The organism is Granulicella sp. L46 (genome assembly GCF_009765785.1).
Classification (GTDB): Bacteria; Acidobacteriota; Terriglobia; order Terriglobales; family Acidobacteriaceae; genus Granulicella.
Genome location: NZ_LMUT01000012.1, coordinates 510,403 through 535,334, shown reverse-complemented (window position 1 = coordinate 535,334; position 24,932 = coordinate 510,403). Strand labels below are relative to the sequence as shown.

The following is a 24,932-nucleotide window of genomic DNA, read 5'->3' as shown; positions in this document are numbered from 1 at the left end:
TACAGTAACTTCAGGGGCTTGAGGCTATTAGCCGGGCCTGTGATATTCATCACAGCCAACGATAATCGCGGAAGTGGATTGTTGACCCATCGAAAGGGAGTACCCATGGAGAACACCGTCACCGTCACCGACAACCGGACCGGCGAGCAATACACGTTTCCTGTTACGCACGACACGATTCGCGCGATGGATCTGCGCAAGATCAAGGTTGCTCCCGATGACTTCGGGATGATGTCCTACGATCCTGCCTTCATGAACACCGCCTCCTGCGAGAGCAAGATCACCTACATCGATGGCGACAAGGGAATTCTGCGCTACCGCGGCTATGACATCGCCGACCTGGCCGAGCACTGCACCTTCCCGCAGGTAGCCTACCTCGTCATCCACGGCGAGCTCCCCGATCCTGAGCAGGAGACTGAGTGGCTGGCCGCCCTGCGTATCCACATGGGCATCTTCGAAAACATCAAAAAGTTCATGGAAGGCTTCCGCTACGACGCCCACCCCATGGGCATGCTGGTCAGCACGCTGGCCGCGCTCTCCACCTTCTATCCCGACGCTAAAGACGTGCGCAATTCCGAGGTGCAGATGCACTGCATCCGCCGAATCATCGGGAAGATTCCCATCATCGCTGCCTATGGATACCGTCATAGCAAGGGTCTCGATTACATCTCTCCGGAGCCGAAGCTAGGCTACGCGGAAAACTTCATGCACATGCTGTGGGACCGCAGCCCGCTCGAACACCTGAAGCACCCGGTGCTGGCGCGCGCCCTCGATGTGCTGTTCATTCTGCATATCGACCACGAGCAGAACTGTTCGACCAACGCGATGCGCGCGGTAGGCAGTTCGGAAGCGGACCCGTTCCTGTCGATCGCCGGCGCGGCCGCCGCCCTGGCTGGCCCGCTGCACGGCGGCGCCAATGAAGAAGTACTCAAGATGCTGGACAAGATCGGTAGCCAGGAAAACATTCCTGAATTTATCAGGGGAGTGAAAGAGGGTAAGCACAAGCTGATGGGTTTTGGGCATCGCGTGTACAAGAACTACGACCCGCGCGCTCGCATCATCAAACGGACGGCAGAAGAAGTCTTTGAGGTTACTGGCCGGAACAAGAAGATCGATCTTGCCATGGAGCTGGAGCGGATCGCCCTCACCGACGACTATTTCGTCTCGCGCAAGCTGTATCCTAACGTCGATTTCTACTCCGGCATCATCTATGAGGCCATGGGCCTCGAGCCCCAGATGTTTACCGTGCTGTTCGCCATTCCGCGTGCAGTGGGCTGGCTGGCCCAATGGCAGGAGCTGATCAACGATCCGGCGCAGAAAATCGCCCGCCCCCGGCAAATTTATACCGGCTACGAGCAAAGGAAGCTTCCTGATTCTTATACTTATGGAGCTCCATCGGAAGAGTCCCTGGCTTACACCCGCTAGAATAATCGACGCCGGGAAATCCAGCCCGCCGGAGCCCCCCAGTGCGACCCGCGCATGAATCTTCATGGCGGGCGATGAGGAGTTCCCGAGGCGTGCGAGACTCATCCCGATCGAGCCCGGCAAAGATAACGATATGAAAAGGGAAGGTATAAATTTCAATGGCCTCCACAAGCTCCACCATCCCCACGAGCTCCAGAATTTTGAATCCCGCTCTCGCTCAGCGCACGATGAGCGCCGACGAAGCAGCAGCGCTGATCCAGCCTGGATCCATCCTTGGCATGAGCGGCTTTACCGGCTCCGGATATCCGAAGGCCGTTCCGACCGCCCTCGCGAAGCGAATCGTAGCCGCGCATGAGAAGGGTGAGAGTTTCAAGGTCAGTGTCTTCACCGGTGCTTCCACCGGCCCGGAGCTGGACGGCGCGCTCGCCAAGGCCGATGGCGTCAATCTGCGCCTCCCCTATAGCGGCGATCCCGAGATGCGCAAGCGCATCAACGGGGGCGAGACCGACTACATGGACATCCATCTCAGTCACGTCGCGCAGCTGGTCGACTACGGCTTCCTCGGCAAGATGGATGTGGCCATCATCGAGGTCACAGCAATCCTCGAAGACGGGCGCATCGTTCCCAGCTCCTCGATGGGCAACAACACCACCTGGATCAACCGCGCGGACAAGGTGATCCTCGAAGTGAACTCGGCGCAGCCTCTCGAACTTGAGGGCATGCACGACATCTACTATGGCCTGGGCCTCCCGCCGAATCGCCAGCCCATCCCGCTGCTCCGGTCCGACCAGCGCATCGGCACTCCCTACCTCAAGGTGCCGATGGAGAAGGTGATCGCGGTCGTCTCGACCGACATCGGAGACCGTGCAAGCCCATTCAAGGCACCCGACGAAGCCTCGCGCAAGATCGCGGCCAACATCATTAACTTCCTCGAGTGGGAAGTTAAGAAAGGCCGCCTACCCTCGACCTTGTTCCCGCTGCAATCCGGCGTCGGAAACATAGCCAACGCTGTGCTCTTCGGCCTCGAAGATGCGCCCTTCGAAGGCATGACGGCCTACACCGAAGTCATCCAGGACGGTATGGTTCAGCTGCTCGACAAGGGCAAGATCTGCAGCCTCTCCGCGACGGCCTTTTCGCTCAGCCCCGACGGCATCGCAAACATCATGCCGAAGATTGGCAGCTACCGCAACCAGGTCGTCATCCGCCAGCAGGAGATCTCCAATAACCCCGAGATCATCCGCCGGATCGGCGTCATCGCCATGAACGCGATGATCGAAGGCGATATCTACGGCAACGTAAATTCCACCCACATCATGGGCTCGAGCATGCAGAACGGCATTGGCGGCTCGGGAGACTTCACCCGCAACGGTTACCTCTCCTTCATGATGGCGCCCTCCACTGCCGCCAAGGGCAACATCTCCACCATCGTCCCCATGGTCTCGCACGTCGACCACACCGAGCACGACCTACAGGTTATGGTCACCGATCAGGGGCTGGCGGATCTACGCGGACTTTCCCCGAAGAAGCGTGCGCGCCTCATCATCGAAAACTGCTCGCACCCCGACTTCCGTCCCGCGCTGCGCGATTACCTCGATCGCGCGGAAAAGCTGGCGCCCGGCAAGCACACTCCCCATCTTCTCGACGAGTCGTTATCCTGGCACAGCCGCTTCCTGAAGACGGGGAGCATGCTGCCACAGTAACAACTGAAACCTCCCAGAAAAGCAGCTTCCAACGAACGCAGCAGTCGCCATCGAGCTCCTGCTGCGTCGTTGTGTGATCCCTTCCTTGACCCTCACAGCCAATGAGTTTAAGGTCGAATCAAGCGGCGGTTTCGCAATATCGCGGCGAATTTCCGTCGATAGTGCATCCTCGCCGCAACAGCATTGTGATTCAAGTCACGGTGCGACCGTTCAACCGCCGCTAACCTTAAGGGCGATGACGAACTCGCGGGCTCTCAAACAAGGAGCCCTCTCCCAGGGGTAACAATGCGTAGCAATGCTGACCGAAAGCTGACAGCGTGATGCCAAAAACTATCGTCATCGGTGGTGGGATCTCTGGCCTCGCGGCGGCCTACGCCCTTCAAAAATCTGAAGCCGACTATCTGCTGATCGAGGCCTCCGACCACCTCGGCGGAAAAATCGTCACCTACGCCGGCGAGGGCTTCCTCATCGAAGGTGGTCCCGATTCGTTCCTCACCCAAAAGCGCGCGGCGCTCGACCTCTGCCGCGAGCTAGGCCTCGGCGATCAGCTCATCGGCTCCAACCATACCGCGACTCCCTCCACCTACGTCTTGAGCAAGGGCAAGCTCCACCCCATGCCCGAGGGCATGATGCTCATGGCGCCGACGATGATCCTTCCCATCCTGCGCTCGGAGCTAATCTCCTGGCCCGGCAAGCTGCGCATGGGCCTTGAGATCTTCATCGGCCGCAACACCACCGTCGCCGACGAAAGCCTGGGCAGCTTCGTCCGCCGCCGCATGGGCTCTGAGCTGCTCGCGAAAATCGCTGGCCCGCTGATGGCCGGCATCCACGCTGGCGACCCCGAAGCCCTCAGCCTGCGCAGCACCTTCCCCATGTTTACCGACATGGAAAAGACTCATCGCAGCCTGGTGCTAGGAATGATGAAACGCAAAAAGGCTCAAGCAGCCCAGCTGACCACAGGTCCGCGTCCGTCCATGTTCACCACGCTCTCCGGCGGCCTGCAGCAACTGCCCAACGCCATCGCCGCGCGCCTCAACCCGCAGCAGGTCAAGCTCAACACCCGCGTGCAATCCGTAGCGGCGGCCGGCGGCCAGTACAGGATCAGCCTGGCCGACGGAACCTCGCTGATCGCGGACAACGTCGTCTTCACCACGCCTGCCTACGTAACCGCCGAGATACTGCAGCAGCTCACTCCCGCTCTCGCCGAAAAGCTGCGTCGCATCCGTTACGTCTCGACCTCCACAGTCTCGCTCGCCTTCCGCCGCAGCGAAATCACCTGCGACCTCAACGGTTTCGGCTTCATCGTGCCCGCCGCCGAAGGCCGCAAGATTAACGCCTGCTCCTGGTCATCGACCAAGTTCAGCCATCGCGCACCCGACGACTTCGTCCTCATGCGCGTCTTCATCGGGGGCGCCTTCGCGGAAGACCTCGCCGAGCAAGATGAAGCTACCCTCATCGACATCGCGCGCAACGAACTCCGCGACATCATGGGTATCACCGCAACGCCTGTGCTCGCCCGCGCCTACCGCTGGACGAAATCGAACCCGCAATACAACGTCGGCCACGGCGCGCTCATCAAGGAAATCGATCAGCTCGTATCCGCGCATCCCGGCCTCTACCTCGCCGGCGCGGCCTACCGCGGCTCGGGCATCCCCGACTGCATCCAGAGCGGCGTCGACACTGCCGCAAAGATCGTCCCGCGCCAAACTTCTTCAAACCCTGCGATCTCCCACGCAGCGCCTGCTTTCGTTGCCACCTAGGAGATCCACCCAATGTCGTCCCCAACCTCGATCAAAGATATTCGTTCCATTCCCATTCCCACTCCCGCCCGTCATGGCCACCCGTCCACGCACCCGCAGCACTCCTCCACCCACAGCTATTCGGATCAGCCCATGCTGGTCTATTGGGAGATGACGCAGGCGTGCGGCCTTGCGTGCCGCCACTGCCGCGCCGAGGCAGTCTCCACGCCCCACCCCAACGAGCTCACCACCGAGGAAGGGAAGAACCTGCTGCACCAAATCGCAGCCTTCAACCACCCCACGCCGCACCTGGTCTTCACCGGCGGCGACCCGCTGCGCCGCAAGGATCTCTTCGAACTCATCGACGAGGCACGCTCCCTCGGCATCAACGTCTCCATCACGCCCAGCGCCACCACCGATCTCACGCTCGAAGTAATGACCAAGCTGAAAGCCCACGGCGTCGACAGCTTCGGCCTCAGTCTCGATGGCTCCAACGCCGCTCGCCATGAGGCCGTTCGCGGCGTCGAAGGCTGCTTCGACTGGACCATCGCCGCTGCCAAAGCCGCGGCCAGCCTCGGCGTTCCCATTCAGATCAACACGCTGGTCTCCCAGGAAACGGTCGACGACATTCCCGCAATCTACGAGCTGCTAACTTCGTCCTTCCCCGTCATGCGCTGGAGCCTCTTCTTCCTCATCGAAGTCGGCCGCGGCAAAGTTCTGCAGCCCATTTCGAGCGAGCGCGGCGAGCAGCTAATGAACTGGATCTACGATCAGTCGAAGATTGCACCCTTCGCCATGGCGACCACCGAGGCACCGTCCTATCGCCGCGTCGCGCTCAACCGCATGCGCCAGGCCGGCATGGTTGCCGCCGAGATCGAGCGCACGCCCGTTTACCGCGGCTTCGGCATTCGCGACGGCCACGGCATCATGTTCATCTCCAACCAGGGAGACATCTGCCCCGCCGGCTTCCTCCCGCTCACCATCGGCAACGTCCGTCAGGATCAACTGCAGGACGTCTACCGCAACGCCCCCATGTTCCAGGCACTGCACAATCCAAACCTGTTCAAGGGGAAATGCGGTTACTGCGAGTACCGCGCCCTCTGCGGCGGCTCCCGAGCTCGCGCCTTCGCCGCCACCGGCGATGCGCTGGCCAGCGACCCCTTCTGCCACTACGAGCCAGCGGTCCACTAGAAACACCTCAACCGCAAGTAGAGCGCGCTCGCTCGCGGTCTACTCGGGCGGTCAGCTTACTGAAGAAATGACGGCGGCACGGCCGACTTCGGCGGTGCAGGATGGCTCGTCGACTCCGGATCAGCCTCGGCGTCACAAAGAATCGTGACCACGGGGCACGGCGCCTCGGTAATGATGCGGAAGACAATTGGCAACGGATCGTCCAGAGAGAAGATGCTATCGCGGCGAACTCCGAGAAAAATCGAACTTGCGCCCTGCTGCCGGCTGTAATCAACCACCGAATTGGATATCTCGCTGCCATACGTGACGCGGCAGACCAGCTTCTCGATCGCCACGGGACTGGTTGCGACCAGATGTTTCAGCGCAGAAGTCAGGATCTCCGGCAGCGTATTGTCGTGGCTGGATTGTAGCGAGCGCGGAAGTACATGCAGGCAATGCAGCTGCAGGTCGAGCCCCTTGCAATAGCAAACCGCCGTTTGAACCGCATGCCGTGTCCTCGAGTGGAAATCGGTCGCAAATACCACTGGCCCGTCAAACGCCTGCTGCGGAATAAGGCCTGCGGCCACCGGACCAACCGTCATGATGGGGCAGCTCGACGCACGCATGACTTCTTCAGCGGTGGGACCGAAGGCTCCGCGCTTCGATCCGCGCAGCTCACTGGTTCCCAGAATCAAAAGGTCCGCCTGGTACTCCTCGATCGCCTGCAGAATCTTCTCTGCCGGATCTCCCGTTTCAAGCTGGCTGGTGCAGCTGAGCCCCAGCCCTATCGCCCGTTCCTTCATCTGCCGAAGGATCAATGCCGCACTCTGATCCGTCGATGCGTTGCTCCCTCCACGTGGCGAAGCATTCGTCTTCGATACATGCAGAATGCGCAGGCTGGCTTTGTTTTTCTGACAAAAATTAAATGTTGCCTGAAGGGCGCCCTCATAATCCGCCGAGCACTTCGTCGCAAATAGAACTCGCCTGAATGGTGAGCTTGTCTTACCCGATATCTGTTTCATAGCCCATGACTCCTCACTCAGCGTTCGAGTCTCGCGCGCGCACCGTCGGTCTCGGAAAAGAGCTCTGATGCCTGCACATCGACCGTCCAGTCATTCGGGCCATCTTGAAAGCTGCGTTGCGCCTGATTCAATGCGCTCTGAGAGTCGATAGCTGTGATAAAAGTCACAAACAGGTTTTATGAAGGACTTATGAGCCGATTATGAGAAAGCTTCTGTCGTACTAAGAGCACAACGTCTCCAGGCCCGTCGGTGAAACCACGCGAAACGACGAGCCATGAATCTCGATCAACCCTTCCTTCTGAAACTTCCCCAGCGCGCGCGTGACCGTCTCTCGCGACGTGCCTGCCAGGTTCGCCAGCTCCTCATGCGTCAACGCCATCGTGAACCGCATATCGGTTCCATTGCATCCCGCTGCAGCTCGTCCCCAGTCCAGCAGAACGCCAGCCAGCCGGCCCGCCGTAGATCCTGACAGCGCCAGCCGCCGCGCATCGAAGAACGCCGACTTGTACTCCTCAGACAGTGCCTTAGCCGCGAGCATGCTCGCCTGCCCATACTTCTCCAGAAACGCCAGCAGCTCGCTGCGCCGAATCTTCTTCACCACGCACGGCTCGATCGTCTCCGCCGTCACCTCGAAGTGCGCCCCGGAGATCGCTGCGCCCATTCCAAGCACGTCGCCCGGGACCGCAATCTTAAGGATGTGTGTCTTGCCCTCACGCGAAGTGCAGGACAACTTCACCTGGCCCATGCAGACAATCGTCGCCGCATCGCAGACGTCATCTTCCTGAAAGATGATCGCGCGTTTGGGCAGCTTCATCTGCATGCCGAGGGCCTCAAAGTCCACGCGCGCCTGCCCGGAAAGGTCGCACATAATTCGCAGCGAACGGTCCGAACAGTTCTTGCAGCCCGTGGTCATGTGTGAGTGGGGATACGTCATGCAAACCTTCTCTCTTGAAATGCGAATGGGAAAATCCTTGTGGATGCGATCCGTCTCTGTGTTAGCGAAGAGCAACATCTCTGCGTCGGCGAAGGGCAAAGAGTCGGCCTGTGATCTTGGTCACTGCAATGATTGGTGAGGGCTGTAAAGTTGCTCATGAGGACAAGAGTGATGACAGGTATACGGGAGTTGCTAGCACGCGATAGTTCAGATCTCTGGGAACGGCTGACCGTCGGCGGTGTCGTTGTAATCCTTGTCGCCTTCCTCGTCCTGTTCGTTGCCAACCTCGCGACCACCCTCTGCTCTGCCCAGCTCCCCCGGTAAGATCTTTCTTCGCCAAGGCTCATGATTTCGTCTCTGCGTGAAGCTTCAAATGGCGCAAGGCGATTCGATCGGCACAGGATCTTGATTTGAGCTTCAGGGCCTGCCGACACTCTCATCGCTCTTCCTCGCCGAAACTGCAGTGGCATGCAGCCTCCAGTGAATTCGGGTCGCTCAGATGAACCCGCATCACCATAAAATGCCAAGCCTGAACATGACGCGGTGATCTGGATCACAAGATTCGTTTACCGAACTGCTTCACCGCATATCGCCCCCATTCCATTTAGATCGGGAATCCAGTAACTGGCTCATTTTCACCAGATTGCGTCCCCGTCTCGAAGCATGGCGTAGAGGGAGTGATTCCTTATCGTCATCCGTGTGATGAAGGTCACCGTATGCGGCTGGGGGCAAGACTATGGTTGCGATGTTGATGGTGTGGCCGACTTCAACCAGTAGATGGAAACAACAAACTTAACGCGCCAATAGAGGTGTTTTACATGGGACAGATGCCCCGCAAGACAACGAAGTATTTTCTTCTGATCGCAGTGGTTGGGGTGATGACGATGTGGGGCGCGGGGATGGCGGCCGCGCAGACGCAGACCCAGACGCAGACCTTGAAGCAGGCGACGACGGCGGCGGAAGCGACCCCGGCGCCTGGGTATGTAGGCAGCGAGACGTGTGCGACATGCCACCAGAAGAACGCGGACAGCATGGTGGACAATCCCCATGCCAAGCTGGCGCTCGAGCATGGTGGAGCGGGCGCGAGCTGCGAGAGCTGCCACGGACCAGGCCAGGCGCACGTAGAGGGTGGCGGGGATGTGACCAAGATCGTGCGCTTCAACAAGCTGACGCCGTCCGAGGTGGACAAGACCTGCCTGGGCTGCCACGCAAACACGCACCCGAACTTCCTGCGCTCGCCGCATGCCAAGGCCGGGGTGAACTGCCTGAGCTGCCACAGCATCCACAAGTCGGTCGAGGACACGCCGCTGTTAGTGGCGACGCAGCCGACGCTCTGCTACAGCTGCCACACCAGCATCAAGCCGGCGTTCGCGATGCCGTTCCACCACAAGGTGAACGAGGGCTTGATCTCCTGCAGCGACTGCCACAACGTGCACGGGACGTTCCAGCCCGCCAATCTCAAAATAACGGCAGATCAGAACGCGATCTGCACCAAGTGCCACACCGAGACGCGCGGACCGTTCATCTACGAGCACGCCGCGGTGAGGGGAGAAGGCTGCATCGCCTGCCATACGCCCCACGGATCGCAAAACGCCCGCTTGTTGAATGTGCCGAACATCAACCAGCTGTGCAACCAGTGCCATAGTCCGGTTGCCGCAAACACCGTCCACGGGATGGGTTCGGGATCGGCAGAGTTGTCTCCCTGTATCGACTGCCACGTGATGATCCACGGATCGAACGTGGATCCCTACCTGAAAAAGTAGCGGCGATACGTGGTTGCCGTCCGGCAGCAACAGGACGGCTGGGTCCAGATTCAGCAGCACGCCCGGATAACGGGCTTACAGAAGCAAGGTTTAGGTCAAGTGAGGCTTGAGATGATGAAGACAAACGATACGCGGCTGCCCAAAGCGCACCCCAGCATGACCCATCGGGTCGCCGGTGCCGTAGGCGTCGCCCTACTGCTGATGACCGGCTTCGCGGCCGCCCAGGACGCAGCTCCTGCAACCGCAGCTCCTGTCAACGCCGCTCTGCCCGCCAAGCCCGTTGTGCAGGACGGCTTCGTTGTCCATAACACGGTGGACCTGGGCGGACACATCGTTGGCATCACCGGCAGCGGTTCGATGTACGACACGCTGGTCAACATCCAATCCGGACCGCGGGTGCTGGGTCAAACCATCACGCTGCGCTCGGTTCCGGGCATCAAGCATCCGCTGCTGGATAGCCTGACGGGGTACAGCAACGGCTTCGGCGGCGATCCGATCAATGTCGTCAAGCTCGACTTCTCGAAGGGCAAGGTCTACGAGTTCTCCGGCCTGTTCCGTCGCGACCGCCAGTACTTCGATTACGATCTGTTCGGCAATCCCAACATCCCGGGAGGGCAGAGCATCCCGATCGGCGTGGGCGGAGCGCTTGGAAACTACGCCTGGCCCCAGGTTCTCCAGTCCCCGGAGCTGTTCAACACCGTCCGCAGGATGACCGACACCAACCTCACCATCTTCCCTCTATCCAAGCTGACCTTCCGTGTCGGCTACTCGCAGAACATCTTCCAGGGTCCAAGGAGCATCGGCGGCGGCTACGAAACAGCCAAAACCAGCATGCTGTTCCAGGAGATGGAGCGCAACAGCACGGATGATTTCCTTGGCGCGGTCGATTGGAAGCCGCTGCAGCAGACCATGATCACGTTCGAGGAGCAGATCACGCATTACAAGAATGACTCCTACTTCATCCTCAACCCCAATCAATACACGGTGCAGGAGGCGAACGGCCTGCCGGTATCGCTGGGCAACTGGGATAGCCAGACACCGTACGCTGCGAGCAACTGCAACGCGAACAGCATCGCGACGCCAGGCGTTATCCTGACGTCAGCCTCGGGCACCGCCGGCCTGCCGGTGGTGGATCCAGCCTGCAGCGTCATCTCCAACTACTCTCGCTATCAGCCGACGCGGAGCATTTACCCGACCGAGATGCTGCGCTTCCAATCCTCCAGCATCCACAATCTCGCCGCCAATGGAATCTTCCGCTACACCGCGGCGAATACGAATATGCCCAGCTACCAGGAGAACTTCCAGGGCCTGAATGGCATCATCCGCACCCAGAGCTACACGGGAGCAGGGACAGCAAGGCGTCAGAACGTAGGCGCAGATGTGGGTGCGACCTGGCAGTTCGCCAAGAAGTTCAGCTTCTCGGAGCAGTTCGACTTCTCCAATGTCCGCATCCCCGGTACGGGCACGTTCCGCGGCGTCTCTGAGAGCACGCCCGCGACGGCGCACAACGAGACCATCAACTACGCCGGTCCACTGACTCCAGGCGTGGTCGCGATCGTCGGCCAGGCTCCCAACGGACTGCCGCTGCCAAACTACTTCGGGCAAAGGATCCTCACCAATAACGCAACGGTTACCTGGGATGTCACGCCGCGTGCCATGATCTCGGTCACCTATCGCTACGGCACCCGGTTCATCGGCCAAAAGATCTCAGCCTACGCCGGAACCCCCTCCGTGCTCACCTCGCCGACCACCAACATCAACATCGAACAAAACGGCGGCATCGTCAACATCGCTCTTCGCCCAACCGATCACTGGAACATCAACGGCACCTTCGAGGCCTTTTACGCCGACAATGCCTTCACCCCGGTAGGCGCGCGCCAGACCCAGGTCTATCGCGTGCACTCGACCTACAAACCCAAAACCTGGGCGTCGATCGCCACCTCCTACCTCGACACCGAGCACCACAACAACACCAACAACACCGGTGTCCCGCCCATCGACGGCCCCCTCCAGCATGTGGATCACAGCCGCGTGGCCAGCATCTCCACGGACCTGGCGCCGAGCGAGCGCTACAGCTTCGACTTCAGCTACGCCTACTCGGATGTCTACACCTCCACCAACATCTGCTACCTCAACGGAGCCACCCCCACGCTGCCCGGTACAGCCGTCCTTACGCCCGCCGGAACCCCTGCCATCTGTCCCGGAGTCTTCGTCCGCGGATCGACGACCGTCCTCTCCGACTGGGGTCCAACCAAGGACTTCATGGATGCACCCACCCAGTACGCCTCTGCCTCGCTCACCGTGAATCCGACCAGGACCATCCAGGGTAGCCTCGGCTACACCATCAGCGCGGTCAGCGGCAACCAGTTCTTCAACGACGCACGCCAGGTGAATGGTTCCTTACAGTCCGCCTATCAATCGCCCTTCGTACACGTTGCATGGACGGTTCACCCCGGCTGGATCTTCCGAGCCGACTACAACTACTACGGCTACGGTGAAGGCGGCCCCTCCGGCGCTCCCCTCTGCAGCACCACCACCTCGCCAACCGCGGTGGTAGTCCCCTGCAACTCCCCCTCCCTCGCACCCTATCCCACCGGCCTCACCGAACCTCCCTCCGGCCTAACAGCCCCCAGAAACTTCCACGCCAACCTCGTCACCCTCTCCATGCACTACGAGTTCTAGAAACGCAGACTGCTAAAGAAATGACAGCCGCTCTCGATAGTTTGGGGCAGCTGCATTTTCTTTAAACCGGATTCGGCCGGGCACCTCAATGTTTGTTGTGCTTTCATCAGCGGATGCAAAGTGCATTGAGTAGGTGCCAGTTTCCAACGCACTAGGAATCGTCTGGCAGAGGTGCATATCTGGATGTCCGCTCGCTTCCCATGCCAGCCCAAGTCAACGGCTGAAACCAGAGATCGGCTAAGCGACTGCCTCCCGGCGAGGCCGCCAGATTTGTCAGGTGGGGAGGATATCGGGGTGAGATACCCACTCACAGGCGAAGGCCCAGCCTGAATCGCGGAACGTGAGACTATGAGTAGAACTAGCAACTAAACTCGGAGAACCGGGTTTGCACCTTATGAAGGGTGAGGAAACAACTTGGAAATGTCATTGCGCCGGGTTCTCGTAGTCGAAGATTATGAGCCATTTCGGCGCTTCATTTGTTCGACGCTGAGCAAGGAGCCAGGATTTCAGATCTGCGAGGTCGCGGACGGATTAGAAGCAGTCAAGAAAGCCGAAGAACTCCGGCCGGAGTTGATTTTGCTCGACATCGGGCTTCCTTCACTGAATGGAATCGATGCGGCTCGACGAATCCGCAAGCTGTTCCCGGAGAGCAAAATCCTCTTCGTTAGCCAAGAGTCTTCTGCCGAAGTAGTACAGGAAGCTCTCGCCACGGGGGCCCTGGGCTACGTGGTTAAAGTGCACGCCGGCAACGAGTTGCTGGTTGCTGTGGAAGCGGTTCTTCAAGGCGTGCAGTTTGTCAGCAGCGGACTATCGGGTCACGTTTTCATCCCCTCGTTTGAGACGAAAACTCTCGACCGTACCGATGAGCCTTTGCAACCACCAGCATTGGAAAGGGTGGATGCCACGCGCAATCACGAGGTTGAATTCTATGCGGATGACGCAGCCTTCGTAATTGGCTTTACTCGTTTCATCGAAGCCGCTTTGGTCGCCGGCAATACAGTGATCGCGGTGGTGACTGAGTCGCATCGGAGGAGTCTTCTAGAGAAATTGCGCCAGCACGGCGTGGATATTGTCGCCGCTGTTGAACAGGCGCGCTATGTCTCTTTGGATGTTGCCGACACGCTCTCGACTTTCATGGTGAATGATCTGCCTGACCCGGCTCGATTTCTTAAAGTCGCGGGCGATCTGATTGCCGCAGCCGGAAAAGCATCGAGCGGGGATCGCCCCCATGTCGCGCTTTGTGGTGAATGTGCTCCCGTTTTGTGGGAGCAGGGAAAGACGGATGCGGCGATGGAAGTAGAACGCCTATGTGACGAGATCGCCAGGAGCTGCGATGCCGATCTTTTGTGTGGGTATGTGTTGAGCGCTTTTCAGAGTGAAGAGGAAAGCCGCATCTATGAAAGAATTCGCGCGAGGCACTCCGCCGTTTCTTTCAATTGAACGGGCAAAAGTTCGTGCTTATCTAGCCAGCCGCACGAAGGAAAACGCGTTCAGAATGCATGGGCACGCTAACCTGGACTGTAGTGCCTTTTTCTGGTTGTGAATCGATCCAAGACGTTCCTTCCACCAGTTTAATTCGCTGCTCGATTCTAACCAGGCCAAGCCCACGGCCTCCCCTCGCCGCTCCGAGATCAAAGCCAACGCCCGCGTCGCTGACTCTAAGACGAATCTCATCCGATTCACCCCACAATTTCACACTGAACTTCTGCACCCCGCTGTGCATCACCCCGTTATGCAGCGCTTCTTGCAGAACGCGGAAAAGACAGATAGAAACGTCCGGTAGTACGGGGCTGGAGAAACCTTGGCTCCTGAAGTCAATTTCAACACTCTTTCTCTCCGAGAACTCTTCGCAGAAGGTCTTCATCACTGCAGCAATGCCGAGATACTCGAGCCTTGGAGAATACAGTTCATGCGCCGAAGCTTTCACATCGGTCAATATCCCTAAGGTCTTCCTCCATACTGCGTCCATAGAATCAAGAAATTCGACGGCCTGATCGGGGAGGTCACGTTTGAGTTGTTCGATCGCAATCGCCAACAAAGCAAGACGCTGACCGATGTTTTCGTGAAGGTCTTTCGCGATCCGGTCACGCTCCCGTTCTTCTGCCTCAATCACTCTGCGGTTCATGGAGGAAACGGCTTCTTCCGCCAACTTGCTCTTGGTGATATCTACCGACACGCCAAGCATCCGCTCCGGGTTGCCGTTCCTGGCGTAGTAAAACTTGCCTCGCGCTCCCAGCCAGCGAACTGTCCCATCTGGCTGTAAGACACGAAATTCTGCGGCGTACGGCTTCTTGCTTTGCCTTGCATCCGCGATCGCTTCCGAGACTCTCGTCCGGTCTTCCGGATGCAGGAGACGAGTGAACTCTGAGCCGGTTGTTACGTAAGTATCGGAATCGATTCCGAAGATGCGCAGGTCGCCGAACCAGACATTCCGTCCGCTCTTCACGTCCAGGTCCCACCCCACCGATGCGCCTGCTTCCATAGCAAGACGTAGTCTGTCGTTGGCCAAATTAAAATGGAAATCCATTTCACGTCTGGCAAGATATTCCTTTATAAAGGCAGCGCTCGCCAGACACAGAATCGCGATAATTGCGACCAGCAGACGAAAAGTCGGCAGACCGACGTTTTCATTTCGTTTGAACAGTTCCCAGATAATCGGGATCGGAACTGCCACAACAACGAGCATCGCCCATGCAGAGCCTCGTGAACTCTGACCACTATCAGACTGGATGGCTGTTGCTTCTCCCTCTATCTGCCGTGCGCGCAGCGGTATCCACACGAACCAGCAAACCGAAGCGGTCAGGCCCAGGCCATACAACTTGCCATTGATGTATCCTCCCGAGTCAATTGCAAGGTTGGCGACAGTTGAGCTTAACGCATATAGAGTCGAGGCGCCCAGGAGATGAAGATAGATAGACCTCCATGGAGGCTGCGCGCGCAGGGTCAATACGCCGACAACCAACAACAGAGCCAGATTCTCTAGTAAGTAGAGAACGTCAAAACGCAGGGCGTAACCGGCGGCGGTTGGGAAGTATTGGTATGGAAAAACCAGGTAACCATAGAGAAAGCTCCAGAAAAACAATAAGAGTAGAGAGTTCAATATCGTGCTGTATAGCTTGCGGCCGGAAGTGCTGCTCTGGTGTGGCAAGCTTGCCACAGCGGCCATCAGCGGTACGATGTGCAGAAATAGCAACGGATCAGCAATCGAACCATCGGGCACCGCAATGTGCCGAACAAGCTCGTAGTACAGCATCAGATACTGGTCTAGCGTCCAAAGGCCGTAGGCAATTGCGAGAGACATCCAGAATGCGCGCGTTCCTGCGGTTTTCCGTATTCCATTGCGGATAGCGAAACTTGTTGCCAAAAATAGTAAAAGGAAATAACTGATCCCGCTATAAGAAAGCAGAAAAGATCCCGGCGTCACGTTGAGTGAAAGCACGGCTTTGATGACCACGATTCCGACCAGCGCCGTCGGCCAAAGAGAAACTCTTAGCCCCGTTCCAGAATTCGACGAGAATCGTTTCCCCATGTTTATGATGAGAGTTTTAAACATAAACGCCACCGATTAAAGCAAAGACACTTCCAATCTAGATAAGTTACCGAGTCACACACTTTGAATTGCATCCCGACCGAGGGGTACACGAGCGTGGATGGTAGTGCCGTGCTCGCGTTGCGACCTGATCGAAAGTTCTCCACCGACGAGTCTCAGACGCTCCTTCATGCTCGTGAGGCCAAGCCCGGTGCACTTCGTTGCGGCTTCTGGATCAAACCCCGCACCGCGATCTCTGACAGTGAGCTGAATGTCTTCCGGGCTCCCCAACAGTTTCACTTCGAAGCTCCTTACCCCACTGTGCTTGCTGGCATTACTGAGGGCCTCTTGTAAAACTCGGAACAATGGAAGAAAAAGGTCGGTTGGTAAGGTATCAGGAATATCATGGCTCTGAAAATCAACCTCCACCTTCTGACGCTCACCAAACTCACGGCAGAAATTTCTGGTCGCTCCAACGATCCCTAGATACTCGTGTTTCGAAGAGTGCAATTCGTGGGACAACGATTGAACATCGTTCGTTATTTCGGAAGCTTGGCCTCTAAGATCGCCGATTTGCCTACCGAATTCAGATGCCGGATCGGGAATATGCTGTTGAATTCTGTCGAGCTGTACCACCAACATCGCGAGTCTTTGGACGATGTCGTCATGCAATTCTCTCCCAATCCGAGTACGTTCCTGTTCGTGTGCTTCGATTAGCTTCCGGCTTACGCTGGAAAGCGCCTCTTCCGCCAGCTTGCGCTCGGTGATGTCAGTGCAACTACCTCGATAACACCGCAGGGTTCCGTCGGCATTCAGAACGGGGATGCCGTTGACGGAGCCCCAAGCGAGGCGGCCATCCTTTCTTTTCACGGCGTGGACTACGTCCTGGAACCTTTGCTTCTGTTCCATGATTGCGAAGTTCGCCGCCTTGAACGCATCGCGTCCTTCTTCGGGATGGAGGTCGTAAAAGTGCATCTGGCCAATGATTTCCTCCGGGGGATAACCCCAGGTGGCCTGGGAGACATTGCTGACATAGATGAAAAGACCCTGCGGGTCCACTTCCCAGTGGGTCGAGCGGCTCTGTTCGGCCAACTCCAGATACCGCGCCTCGCTCCCCCGCAGTGTTTCCTCTACTAACTTGCGATCGGTCACATCGACAGCAATCCCCATATAACCGACAAAGGAATCATCCTGATCAAACCTCGGCACTCCGATGTCCAAAATCCATCGATACTCGCCGTCGTACCTCCGTAGCCGGTATTCCACCCTGAATTTCTCTCGCCGATCGAAGGATTGCGTGTAGGTATTCAGGCACTGTCGCAAATCCTCCGGATGAACACCTTCTGCCCAGCCCTCTCCAAGCTCGAGGTCCAAGGCTCGTCCCGTGAATTCCAGCCAGGGCCTATTGAAGTAGGTGTACAGTTTGTCGACGCCGGACCCCCAGATCAGCACCGGAGCAGCATCCGCCAACCAGCGAAACCGCGCTTCGCTCTCACTCAGAATCTCGTCTCCATTCGGCGTAGTTATCTGAGGCCGGATCGTAGTCTTGGTTGGAGCAACAACGGCTTCGAGTTGCGCCGCAACACTGGCATTTTTCATCCCGTCGATCTCCCGGAAAAGCCATCATACACTCTTAAGTGCAATAGAATGAGCATAGGCATTCGCTAATTGCTCTTAACTTGCGATAACAAACGCGCTCATCGCGCCCGAATGGGCGCGCGTGACATCTCGGGTTCCAGTGCTGTGTGGGGATAGGCGGAAGCGCTTCAGCAGGATGAAGCTGACCCGATGGCGATGGTTACACAAACGCCCCGGCCCTTTATTAGGCAGGCGGCAGAACTTTTTTATCGGGCCTCGAGCACGGCAGGGAACCGGGGCGCTTGAGAAAGACGTACTCCAAGGCAGCGTTGGCAACGGATTAGAACCGGGATGGTGCCGCTCTCCATGCAAACCATTGATTCTAAAATGGCGGAGAGAGTGGGATTCGAACCCACGTTACCTTGCGGTAAACACGCTTTCCAAGCGTGCGCCTTCAGCCACTCGGCCATCTCTCCACTCGAACGCGGGGCAACCGTTTAACTTTATCACGAGGGGTAAGCAGGGAAGTATCCGTCGTAACACGGAGCGCCAGCGTTCGTCGGGTCATTGGTCCATCCGCGAATGTTCCAGCGACAGCGAAGTGCTGGCAAGCCGCATAAGAGGGCCAAGAACAACTCCAGATCGGATTTCCTTGGTTAGGCCGCTCGTTCTTCGGTCAAGCTCCCTTATTGTTTGGCTCGTCGAAGAATGAAGCGACACGTTGCTGTAGACCTAGATGCGTAACCCGAAACCGGGCTAAGCACCCCGGCTTGTAACCCGAAACCCACCTGAACGTATAGTTGAAGGCTCGCTCGAGGGCCTTCCCCTGCCGCAACCGCCAAGCTAGCGCTCCGTGTTACTCACATCTTGGGACGCTCGGACACTTGACACTCCCGATCTAGAGCATCGTATTACTCGCAATGGTTGAGCGTTTGGCAAGCCCAAACGAGAGAGCTTCTGAGTTGCCCTAAATTCCCCCGAACAACATGGAGGCTCCTCGTTTTAGGGTTCAATGAGCGCATCGGCCTGATATCAAAAATTGAGGTTCAAACAAAGACGGAGATATTAATCCCTTACCTGTTGACATTCGGCCTATAGCGCGCCCATCCTATAGGCGGACAACCAACAGGAGAAAAGGCGTGCCAGAAAGCAAATCAGATGTATTACAGGGAACGCTTGATCTGATGGTGCTAAAGACGCTTGAGTCGATGGGCCCGATGCACGGCTATGGCATAGCGCGGCGCATTGAACAGGTCAGTGAGAACTCCGTCAGCCTCAACCAGGGGACTATCTATCCGGCTCTCCTTCGCCTGGAACAGCGAGCATGGGTAAAGGCCGCGTGGGGCACATCGGAAACGGGTCGTCGAGCCAGGTTCTACTCGCTGACACGTAGCGGACGAAAGCAGATAACGCAGCAAACTGAGAACTGGGAGCGCGTCGCCGCCACCATGGCGCGCTTTCTTGCACCATTTAATTAGGAGCCGCCTATGAGTTGGATTCGCGTCTTGTTAAGTCGCTGCTCGGCGGTCTTCCGCAAGAGGCAGCTCGATGCCGATCTCGATGAAGAGCTACGCGCGCACATCGAACTGGCGATGGAAGAACATCGAGCAAACGGCATGACCGAGCAGCAGGCGCGGATAGCAGCTCTGCGCGCGGTCGGCGGTGTCACCCAGGTTCGCGAGAGCTATCGCGTACAGCGAGGATTGCCTTGGCTCGAAGAGATCGCGCGTGACATCCGCTTCGCTTTTCGTAAGCTACTCCATTCACCGGGATTCGCTCTCACTGCCATCCTCACGCTCGCAGTCGGAATCGGTGCCAATGTCGTCGTCTTCAGTGTGCTGAATGGCATCCTGCTTCGGCCGTTGAATGTACCTCAGCCCGATAATCTCGTCCAGATTGCGGGTGAAGGAAACAGAGGTGCCTCGCAGTCCTATCCCGACTATCGCGACTACCAGGACCGCAACCGATCCTTTAGCGGGATACTTGCCTACAAGATCATTCACGTCAGCATGGACATCGACAAGTCCCTATCTCAAAGCTGGGGCAATGCCGCATCCGGCAACTACTTCGATGTGCTCGGCCTGCAACCCGCACTCGGTCGCTTCTTTCATGCTTCGGATGAACACGGCCTCGCCTCGGCGCCATACATTGTTCTCAGCTACGACTTCTGGCAGAGTCATTTTGCCGCAAGCCCGCACTTAATCGGCAAGGTTGCTTTTCTCAATCAGCAGCCCCTTACCGTCATTGGCGTTGCGCCGAAGAACTTTCACGGCACCGATTTCTTCTTCTGGCCGGACTATTGGATTCCTGCGGTGAACGCCCAGCAGGTGACGGGTTGGGACGACTTTGATTGGCGCAGTCACCGCGAGTTCACCCTCCTCGGCCGGCTCAAGCCGGGTGTCACACAGCAGCAAGCCTCGCAAGACATCGGAGCGATTGCGAGGCAGATGGCAAGAGAGTACCCGGAAGACCAAGGGCTCACACTCACCACACGCAAACCAGGACCCTCTGGCAACAGTGATGATCCAATCAGAAAAGCACTGCTCGGCATGACAGTCCTGGCGTTGCTGGTCCTGCTCGCCGCATGCGCTAATCTCGCCAGCATCTTCGCGGCACGTGCCGCGGACCGTAGCAGCGAGCTTGCTATCCGTCTAGCTATCGGCTCCAGCCGATTGGCTGTCGCGCGTCAGTTGCTGACCGAAGCCATCCTCGTTTCACTCGTTGGCGGCATTGTCGGAACCTTCTTCGCCCGTCTGGTGCTTGGCGTCCTCAGTCACTGGCGGCCTGGCGATTTCCCCAGCAAATTCCTCATCGCTCCGGATGTGCGCGTCTATATCGTCGCCATCGTTCTCTCCATAGGAAGTGGAATCGTGTTCGCCCTCCTTCCGGCACGGCAGGTGTGGAAGACAGATGTCGTTCAGGCGATCAAGAGCAATTATGTCGCCGCCGGGTCCTTTCGTCGCTTTGCCATGCGTGACGCTCTGCTGCTGGTCCAGGTCGCTGTCTGCACTCTTCTTGTCACCAGTTCGCTGGTTGCCGTGCGTGGCATGATCCAGCGGCTGCGCGCGCCGCTGGGTATCTCAACCAAGGGGGTAACGCTCGCCCAGGTCGATCTGAAGATGGCCGGCGTTCCCGATCCTCAAGCTCGAATTGTCCAGAAACGGCTGCTGGACACGGCCGGGGCGATACCTGGAGTGACCGCAGCCGCGACTTCGGATTACGCTCCATTCCTGGGCGTCTGGGGATGGACAACCTATTCATGGGACACAACGCAGTTTGTGCCGGCTAACGCAGCCTTCGACTCGATCACCTATTCTGTTTCTCCAGGGTATTTTCAGGTTGCCGGGACGCACCTCGAATCCGGGCGCGACATCACACCAGAGGACAAGCCGGGCTCGCCGACCGTCGCCCTTGTCAATGAGACCTTTGCCCGGCGCATGTTTGGCACGACCCATGTTCTCGGAAAGCGGTTCAAGCTTTTCGACCCGGTCAGACTGGAGATCATCGGCGTTGTCGAAGACGGAAAATACATGGATCCAGGCGAGAATCCGCAACCCGCGATCTTCATGGCCTATGCGCAGGGCATCGGGCAGTATATGGTCTCTGGTCCCGTAACCGTTCTTGTTCGCTCGCAATTGCCTCCAGACCAAATTGCTGGCGCTCTGCGCCGCTCGCTCTCGCAGGTCGTAACGACCGCGCCGTTCTCCATCCTCACATGGAGCGACGCCATCGATCGGTCCATGATGCCAGTTCGCACCGCCACGCTTGTTCTGGGCGTCATGGGGCTGATTGCCGCCATACTCGCGGTCACCGGCATCTTCGGTATGGCGTCGTACTCCGTCTCTAAACGCATGAAGGAGCAAGGCATCCGAATGGCCCTCGGCGCTCAGCGCATGCAGGTCATGCGCTCCACGCTTAGCCGCCCCGTCCTCATCCTGATCATTGGAGCGTGCGCCGGTCTCATCGGCGGCTTGTTGGCTGCGCGCCTCCTCGCACACCTCATTTCCTTCCCAAGCACGAGTGATCCGCTGTTGCTCGCCTGCGTCGCCCTCGTCATGATGATGCTTGGTCTCATTGGTACATGGATCCCGGCGCGTCGCGCTCTCGCGATCGATCCGGCGCGGCTCTTGCGGGAGTGTTAGCAATCAAGGTTAGCGAGCAGGCCAACATGTCATCACGATTGCTCCAAGGGAAGTCGGAGTTCGGCGATGCACCCTGCCGCGTCGGGGTTGTTGTAGAGCGTTACGGAGCCCTTGTGCGCGGTCGCGATTTGCTGTGCGAGGACGAGGCCGATGCCGCTGCCCTCCGGCTTTGTAGTGTAAAAGGGGACGAAAAGATTGGCCGGATTCATGAGCCCCATACCGTTGTCGCGAACCTGAACGACTGCGGAGGTGGGGTTGGTGCTCCAGGCGACTGAGACCTCGGGGCGGGCTCCAGCGGTGGAACTGAGAGCTGCTTCGACGGCATTGCGAATGAGGTTGATGAGCAGTTGCTGGAGTTGGTCGGCATCGGCACGGAGGTGAATGGGTGGGCCGGGATGGAGGGCGATGGGGAGGCGGGTTTCAAGGTGGGTGACCTGTTCGAGCAATGGAGTGAGCGAGAGCAATTGAATGTGGGGCGCAGGTAAACGCATGAGCTGCTGGTAGGCCTGGAGGAAGCGATTGAGAGAGGCAGCACGCTCCTCAATCACGGTTAGACCGCGATACATGTCATCGTTAGCGCCCGGGTTGTGAGGGGCAGTGAGCCGTGTGCGCAAACTTCCCGCAATGGACTTGATAGGAGTGAGCGAGTTGTTGATCTCGTGGCTGAGCACGCGTATAAGACGGTGCCAGGCAATGCGTTCCTCTTCGCGAAGCGCTGCTGCGACGTCTGAGAGGACAAAGAGCGTGTGGGGTACGCCCTGGAGGCGAAAAGTGGTGCGTCGGACGGACCAGCGGACGGCAACAGATGCGTGCTCGACGAGAGGGTTGGCACCAGCGTAAAGGCCTTCGTCCTCGGTAGCGAGCAGGGTGTCGAGCTGCAATTGGTTTGCCGAAATGCCGATGCTTCGCTGACGTTCGAGATGAAAGGCCTGCTGTGCTGCGGGATTGAGGAGGCGCAGACGCCCGGCTGAATCAAAGGCCAGCACGGGCGACTGCATGGAGGTCATGACCCGCTCTACGAGGGTGAGCGCGTCGCGTGCGGCGGAGCGTTGACTCTGCAGCGTGCTCGCGAGCGCATTGATCTCCAGTGCTAGATCTCCCAGAGAGTCTCCGCGGCTGGCTCCGCGGGCGCGAAAGGAGAAGTCATCCTCGCGCAGAGCAGCGACGACGTTCGAAAGAGTCTGCAGGGGGCGAATGAGCTGTTCAAAGAAATAGGCACAAGCAATTGCGCAGATGGTTGCGGCCGAAGCGGCCGCGGCAATGGATATTAGTGGCGACTGGCTTTGTTGGTAGGCAAGTAGAGCGGCGCCGACGATCATGGGCAGCGTGAAGGCGGTGAGCCAGAGGCGAATGCGGTGCTCGTACTTGAGGCGACGTCGGGTTGGGCCGAGCGAGAGCCGCTGACGCTGGACGGCGGGCTCCGGCCTAGAGCCCATACTTCTCCATCCGACGATAGAGTGCACCGCGACTGAGGCCGAGAGCTTCGGCGGCCTGGGTCACGTTTCCTTGAGAGCGGCTGAGCGCCTTTTGGATAAGAATGGATTCGACGGCTTCGAGGCTAAGGTCATCGAGGCTTTGGGGCGAAGTTCGCTGCGTATTCAAACCGAGATCTGCGATGTGAATCCGGGAGTTCCCAGCCATGAGAACAGCACGCTCCATGGTGTGATCAAGTTCGCGGACATTGCCTGGCCAGGCATAGGAGAGCAGAGCCTGCATGGCGGGCGCATCGAAGCCTTCGATCGGACGGCGGTAGCGTGCGGCGTAGCGAGAGAGAAAGTGCGCCGCCAGAGTGGGGATGTCTTCGCGCCGCTCACGCAGTGCGGGCAACCTGATCTCGACAGTATTGAGGCGAAAGAGGAGATCTTCGCGGAAACGGCCGGCGCTTGCCTCGACGTGCAGGTTGGCATTGGTGGCGGATAGCATACGCACGTCGACCGTACGAGTGGTCGAGGATCCAACGCGCTCGAGCTCCCCTGTTTCAAGCACCCGGAGCAGTTTGGCTTGCTGGCGAATGGGGATGTTGGCAATCTCATCGAGGAAGAGCGTGCCGCCGTTGGCCAACTCGAAGCGGCCGATGCGATCGACGCGGGCGTCGGTGAACGCGCCCTTCACGTGGCCGAAAAGTTCACTTTCAAAGGTGCCTTCGGAGAGCGCGCCGGTGTTGACGGCGACGATGTTTCTTTGGGCACGATGAGAGAGGCGATGGAGGGTTTGGGCGACGACCTCTTTGCCGGTGCCGTGCTCTCCCGTAATGAGGATGTTCGCGTCCGACGGACCGACTCGTCCCATCAAGGCAACGACCGGATACATGGAAGGCGCAGTAGCGATGAAGTCGGGTGCGCCTTCGGCACGGAGGATGCGGTTTTCGGCTTCGAGCCATTGCGTCCGCTTGAGCGCACGATGCAATTCGAGTTGATTGCGCAGGACAGTGAGCAGGCGCGGGTTGTCCCAAGGCTTTTGAACGAAGTCATTGGCACCGCGGCGCATGGCCTCTACGGCAAGATCTACGTTCGCATAGGCGGTCATGACGATGATCGGGATCAGAGCATCACGTTCTCGGATGGCCGCAACCAGGTCGAGGCCCTCAAGACCGGAGGTAGTGTCTCGGGTGTAGTTCAGGTCGAGCAACACGCCGTCGAACTCTTGATGCGCAAAGCAGTCGAGGACCAGGGCCGGCGTGCGCGCTGTCGAGAGGCGATATCCTTCGGGAAGAAGCAGTATCTCCAACGCTTCGAGAATGTGCAGCTGGTCATCGCCGATGAGCAGGCGGCGAGGTCCGCCGGTGTCCGCCGCAGCGGACTGGATCGGTGCAGCGGGATGAAGGACTGTTTCTTCCGGCATAGTTTGGCTACGGCTGCTTCGAGGTTACGGACTGCACACCGGTACGAGCTGATTCTACCGAAATTGAATTCGCATCGAGCGTTCTACCGACCGCGCGGTCCAATTCGATGCGTGCTTTCTGGTATGCCGTCCTTGCAGCTACCAGCGCAGACTCCGCGGTGGCGAGGTCGTGACGCGCGGTGAGGGTCTGGAGCGCCGAGCCTGCGCCGAGCGATTGCTCCTTGCCGGTGATATCGAAGGTCTTCTGTGCGAGGTCGCGGGCCTTGGTGGCGAATTGGACTCGGGCCTGGCTTTGATCCAGAGAATATTGGGCGTTGCGGACTTCGATGCGAATTTGTTTGCGGAGTTGCTGGAGGCGCAGCTCAGCTTGGCGCGATTCCAGTTCGGCGCGGTACTGGTCGGACTTG

The 24,932-nt window shown here is 58.5% G+C and carries 17 protein-coding genes and 1 tRNA gene; 10 read left to right on the top strand and 8 right to left on the bottom strand.

What is annotated here, in order from left to right; all coding sequences use genetic code 11:
- The first annotated feature begins 105 nt into the window (after positions 1-105).
- From GSQ80_RS11560 to GSQ80_RS11545, 4 genes are all read left to right on the top strand, one after another.
- Positions 106-1,425 (top strand): citrate synthase, encoded by a 1,320-nt coding sequence (locus GSQ80_RS11560; protein ID WP_158787782.1) that lies wholly within the window; start codon positions 106-108, stop codon positions 1,423-1,425.
- Positions 1,426-1,583: 158 nt separating this feature from the next.
- The gene (locus GSQ80_RS11555) at positions 1,584-3,125 is read left to right on the top strand and encodes an acetyl-CoA hydrolase/transferase family protein (RefSeq protein WP_216850288.1); all 1,542 of its coding nucleotides are present in this window, start codon (positions 1,584-1,586) and stop codon (positions 3,123-3,125) included.
- 320 nt (positions 3,126-3,445) lie between these two features.
- Complete coding sequence (hemG, locus tag GSQ80_RS11550) at positions 3,446-4,885, top strand: protoporphyrinogen oxidase (protein ID WP_158787781.1); 1,440 nt, start codon at positions 3,446-3,448, stop codon at positions 4,883-4,885.
- Positions 4,886-4,897: 12 nt separating this feature from the next.
- Positions 4,898-6,055: a TIGR04053 family radical SAM/SPASM domain-containing protein gene (locus GSQ80_RS11545; protein ID WP_158787780.1), complete on the top strand. Its 1,158-nt coding sequence runs from the start codon at positions 4,898-4,900 to the stop codon at positions 6,053-6,055.
- A 56-nt stretch (positions 6,056-6,111) separates the two neighbouring features.
- Here the strand turns inward: GSQ80_RS11545 and GSQ80_RS11540 are convergent, their stop codons facing one another.
- Positions 6,112-7,056, bottom strand: coding sequence for a universal stress protein (locus GSQ80_RS11540; RefSeq protein ID WP_158787779.1), 945 nt, complete (start codon positions 7,054-7,056; stop codon positions 6,112-6,114).
- Between the two features lie 220 nt (positions 7,057-7,276).
- On the bottom strand, positions 7,277-7,990 hold the full coding sequence (locus GSQ80_RS11535) for a Crp/Fnr family transcriptional regulator (protein WP_254059592.1): 714 nt from the start codon (positions 7,988-7,990) through the stop codon (positions 7,277-7,279).
- Between the two features lie 171 nt (positions 7,991-8,161).
- Here GSQ80_RS11535 and GSQ80_RS11530 point away from each other — a divergent pair, with 171 nt between their 5' ends.
- The 4 genes from GSQ80_RS11530 to GSQ80_RS11515 all read left to right on the top strand — a co-directional run bounded on the left by GSQ80_RS11530 (position 8,162) and on the right by GSQ80_RS11515 (position 13,875).
- Positions 8,162-8,314 (top strand): hypothetical protein, encoded by a 153-nt coding sequence (locus GSQ80_RS11530; RefSeq protein ID WP_158787778.1) that lies wholly within the window; start codon positions 8,162-8,164, stop codon positions 8,312-8,314.
- 494 nt (positions 8,315-8,808) lie between these two features.
- Positions 8,809-9,753 (top strand): DmsE family decaheme c-type cytochrome, encoded by a 945-nt coding sequence (locus GSQ80_RS11525; protein WP_254059591.1) that lies wholly within the window; start codon positions 8,809-8,811, stop codon positions 9,751-9,753.
- A 111-nt stretch (positions 9,754-9,864) separates the two neighbouring features.
- Complete coding sequence (locus tag GSQ80_RS11520; RefSeq protein ID WP_158787777.1) at positions 9,865-12,435, top strand: hypothetical protein; 2,571 nt, start codon at positions 9,865-9,867, stop codon at positions 12,433-12,435.
- A 420-nt stretch (positions 12,436-12,855) separates the two neighbouring features.
- Positions 12,856-13,875 carry a response regulator gene (locus tag GSQ80_RS11515; RefSeq protein WP_158788670.1) on the top strand — a complete coding sequence of 340 codons (1,020 nt, stop codon included), beginning with the start codon at positions 12,856-12,858 and terminating at the stop codon, positions 13,873-13,875.
- 22 nt (positions 13,876-13,897) lie between these two features.
- On the opposite strand, the gene GSQ80_RS11510 is transcribed toward GSQ80_RS11515, so the two are convergent.
- From GSQ80_RS11510 to GSQ80_RS11500, 3 genes are all read right to left on the bottom strand, one after another.
- On the bottom strand, positions 13,898-15,988 hold the full coding sequence (locus GSQ80_RS11510) for a PAS domain-containing protein (protein ID WP_158787776.1): 2,091 nt from the start codon (positions 15,986-15,988) through the stop codon (positions 13,898-13,900).
- Between the two features lie 51 nt (positions 15,989-16,039).
- Positions 16,040-17,563 (bottom strand): PAS domain S-box protein, encoded by a 1,524-nt coding sequence (locus GSQ80_RS11505; protein ID WP_158787775.1) that lies wholly within the window; start codon positions 17,561-17,563, stop codon positions 16,040-16,042.
- Between the two features lie 367 nt (positions 17,564-17,930).
- Positions 17,931-18,018: transfer RNA gene (locus GSQ80_RS11500), tRNA-Ser, on the bottom strand.
- A gap of 663 nt (positions 18,019-18,681) precedes the next feature.
- Here GSQ80_RS11500 and GSQ80_RS11495 point away from each other — a divergent pair.
- The gene (locus tag GSQ80_RS11495; RefSeq protein ID WP_158787774.1) at positions 18,682-19,020 is read left to right on the top strand and encodes a PadR family transcriptional regulator; all 339 of its coding nucleotides are present in this window, start codon (positions 18,682-18,684) and stop codon (positions 19,018-19,020) included.
- A 9-nt stretch (positions 19,021-19,029) separates the two neighbouring features.
- Positions 19,030-21,684, top strand: a complete 2,655-nt coding sequence (locus tag GSQ80_RS11490) for an ABC transporter permease (protein WP_158787773.1) — start codon at positions 19,030-19,032, stop codon at positions 21,682-21,684.
- 32 nt (positions 21,685-21,716) lie between these two features.
- Here GSQ80_RS11490 and GSQ80_RS11485 read toward each other — a convergent pair whose 3' ends face one another.
- The 3 genes from GSQ80_RS11485 to GSQ80_RS11475 all read right to left on the bottom strand — a co-directional run.
- Positions 21,717-23,120, bottom strand: coding sequence for a PAS domain-containing sensor histidine kinase (locus GSQ80_RS11485; protein WP_254059590.1), 1,404 nt, complete (start codon positions 23,118-23,120; stop codon positions 21,717-21,719).
- Positions 23,110-24,525 (bottom strand): sigma-54 dependent transcriptional regulator, encoded by a 1,416-nt coding sequence (locus GSQ80_RS11480; protein ID WP_158787772.1) that lies wholly within the window; start codon positions 24,523-24,525, stop codon positions 23,110-23,112. The genes GSQ80_RS11485 and GSQ80_RS11480 overlap by 11 nt, the downstream gene beginning before the upstream one ends.
- A gap of 7 nt (positions 24,526-24,532) precedes the next feature.
- Positions 24,533-24,932, bottom strand: a 400-nt coding sequence (locus tag GSQ80_RS11475) for a TolC family protein (protein WP_158787771.1), incomplete at its 5' end; no start/stop codon positions are given.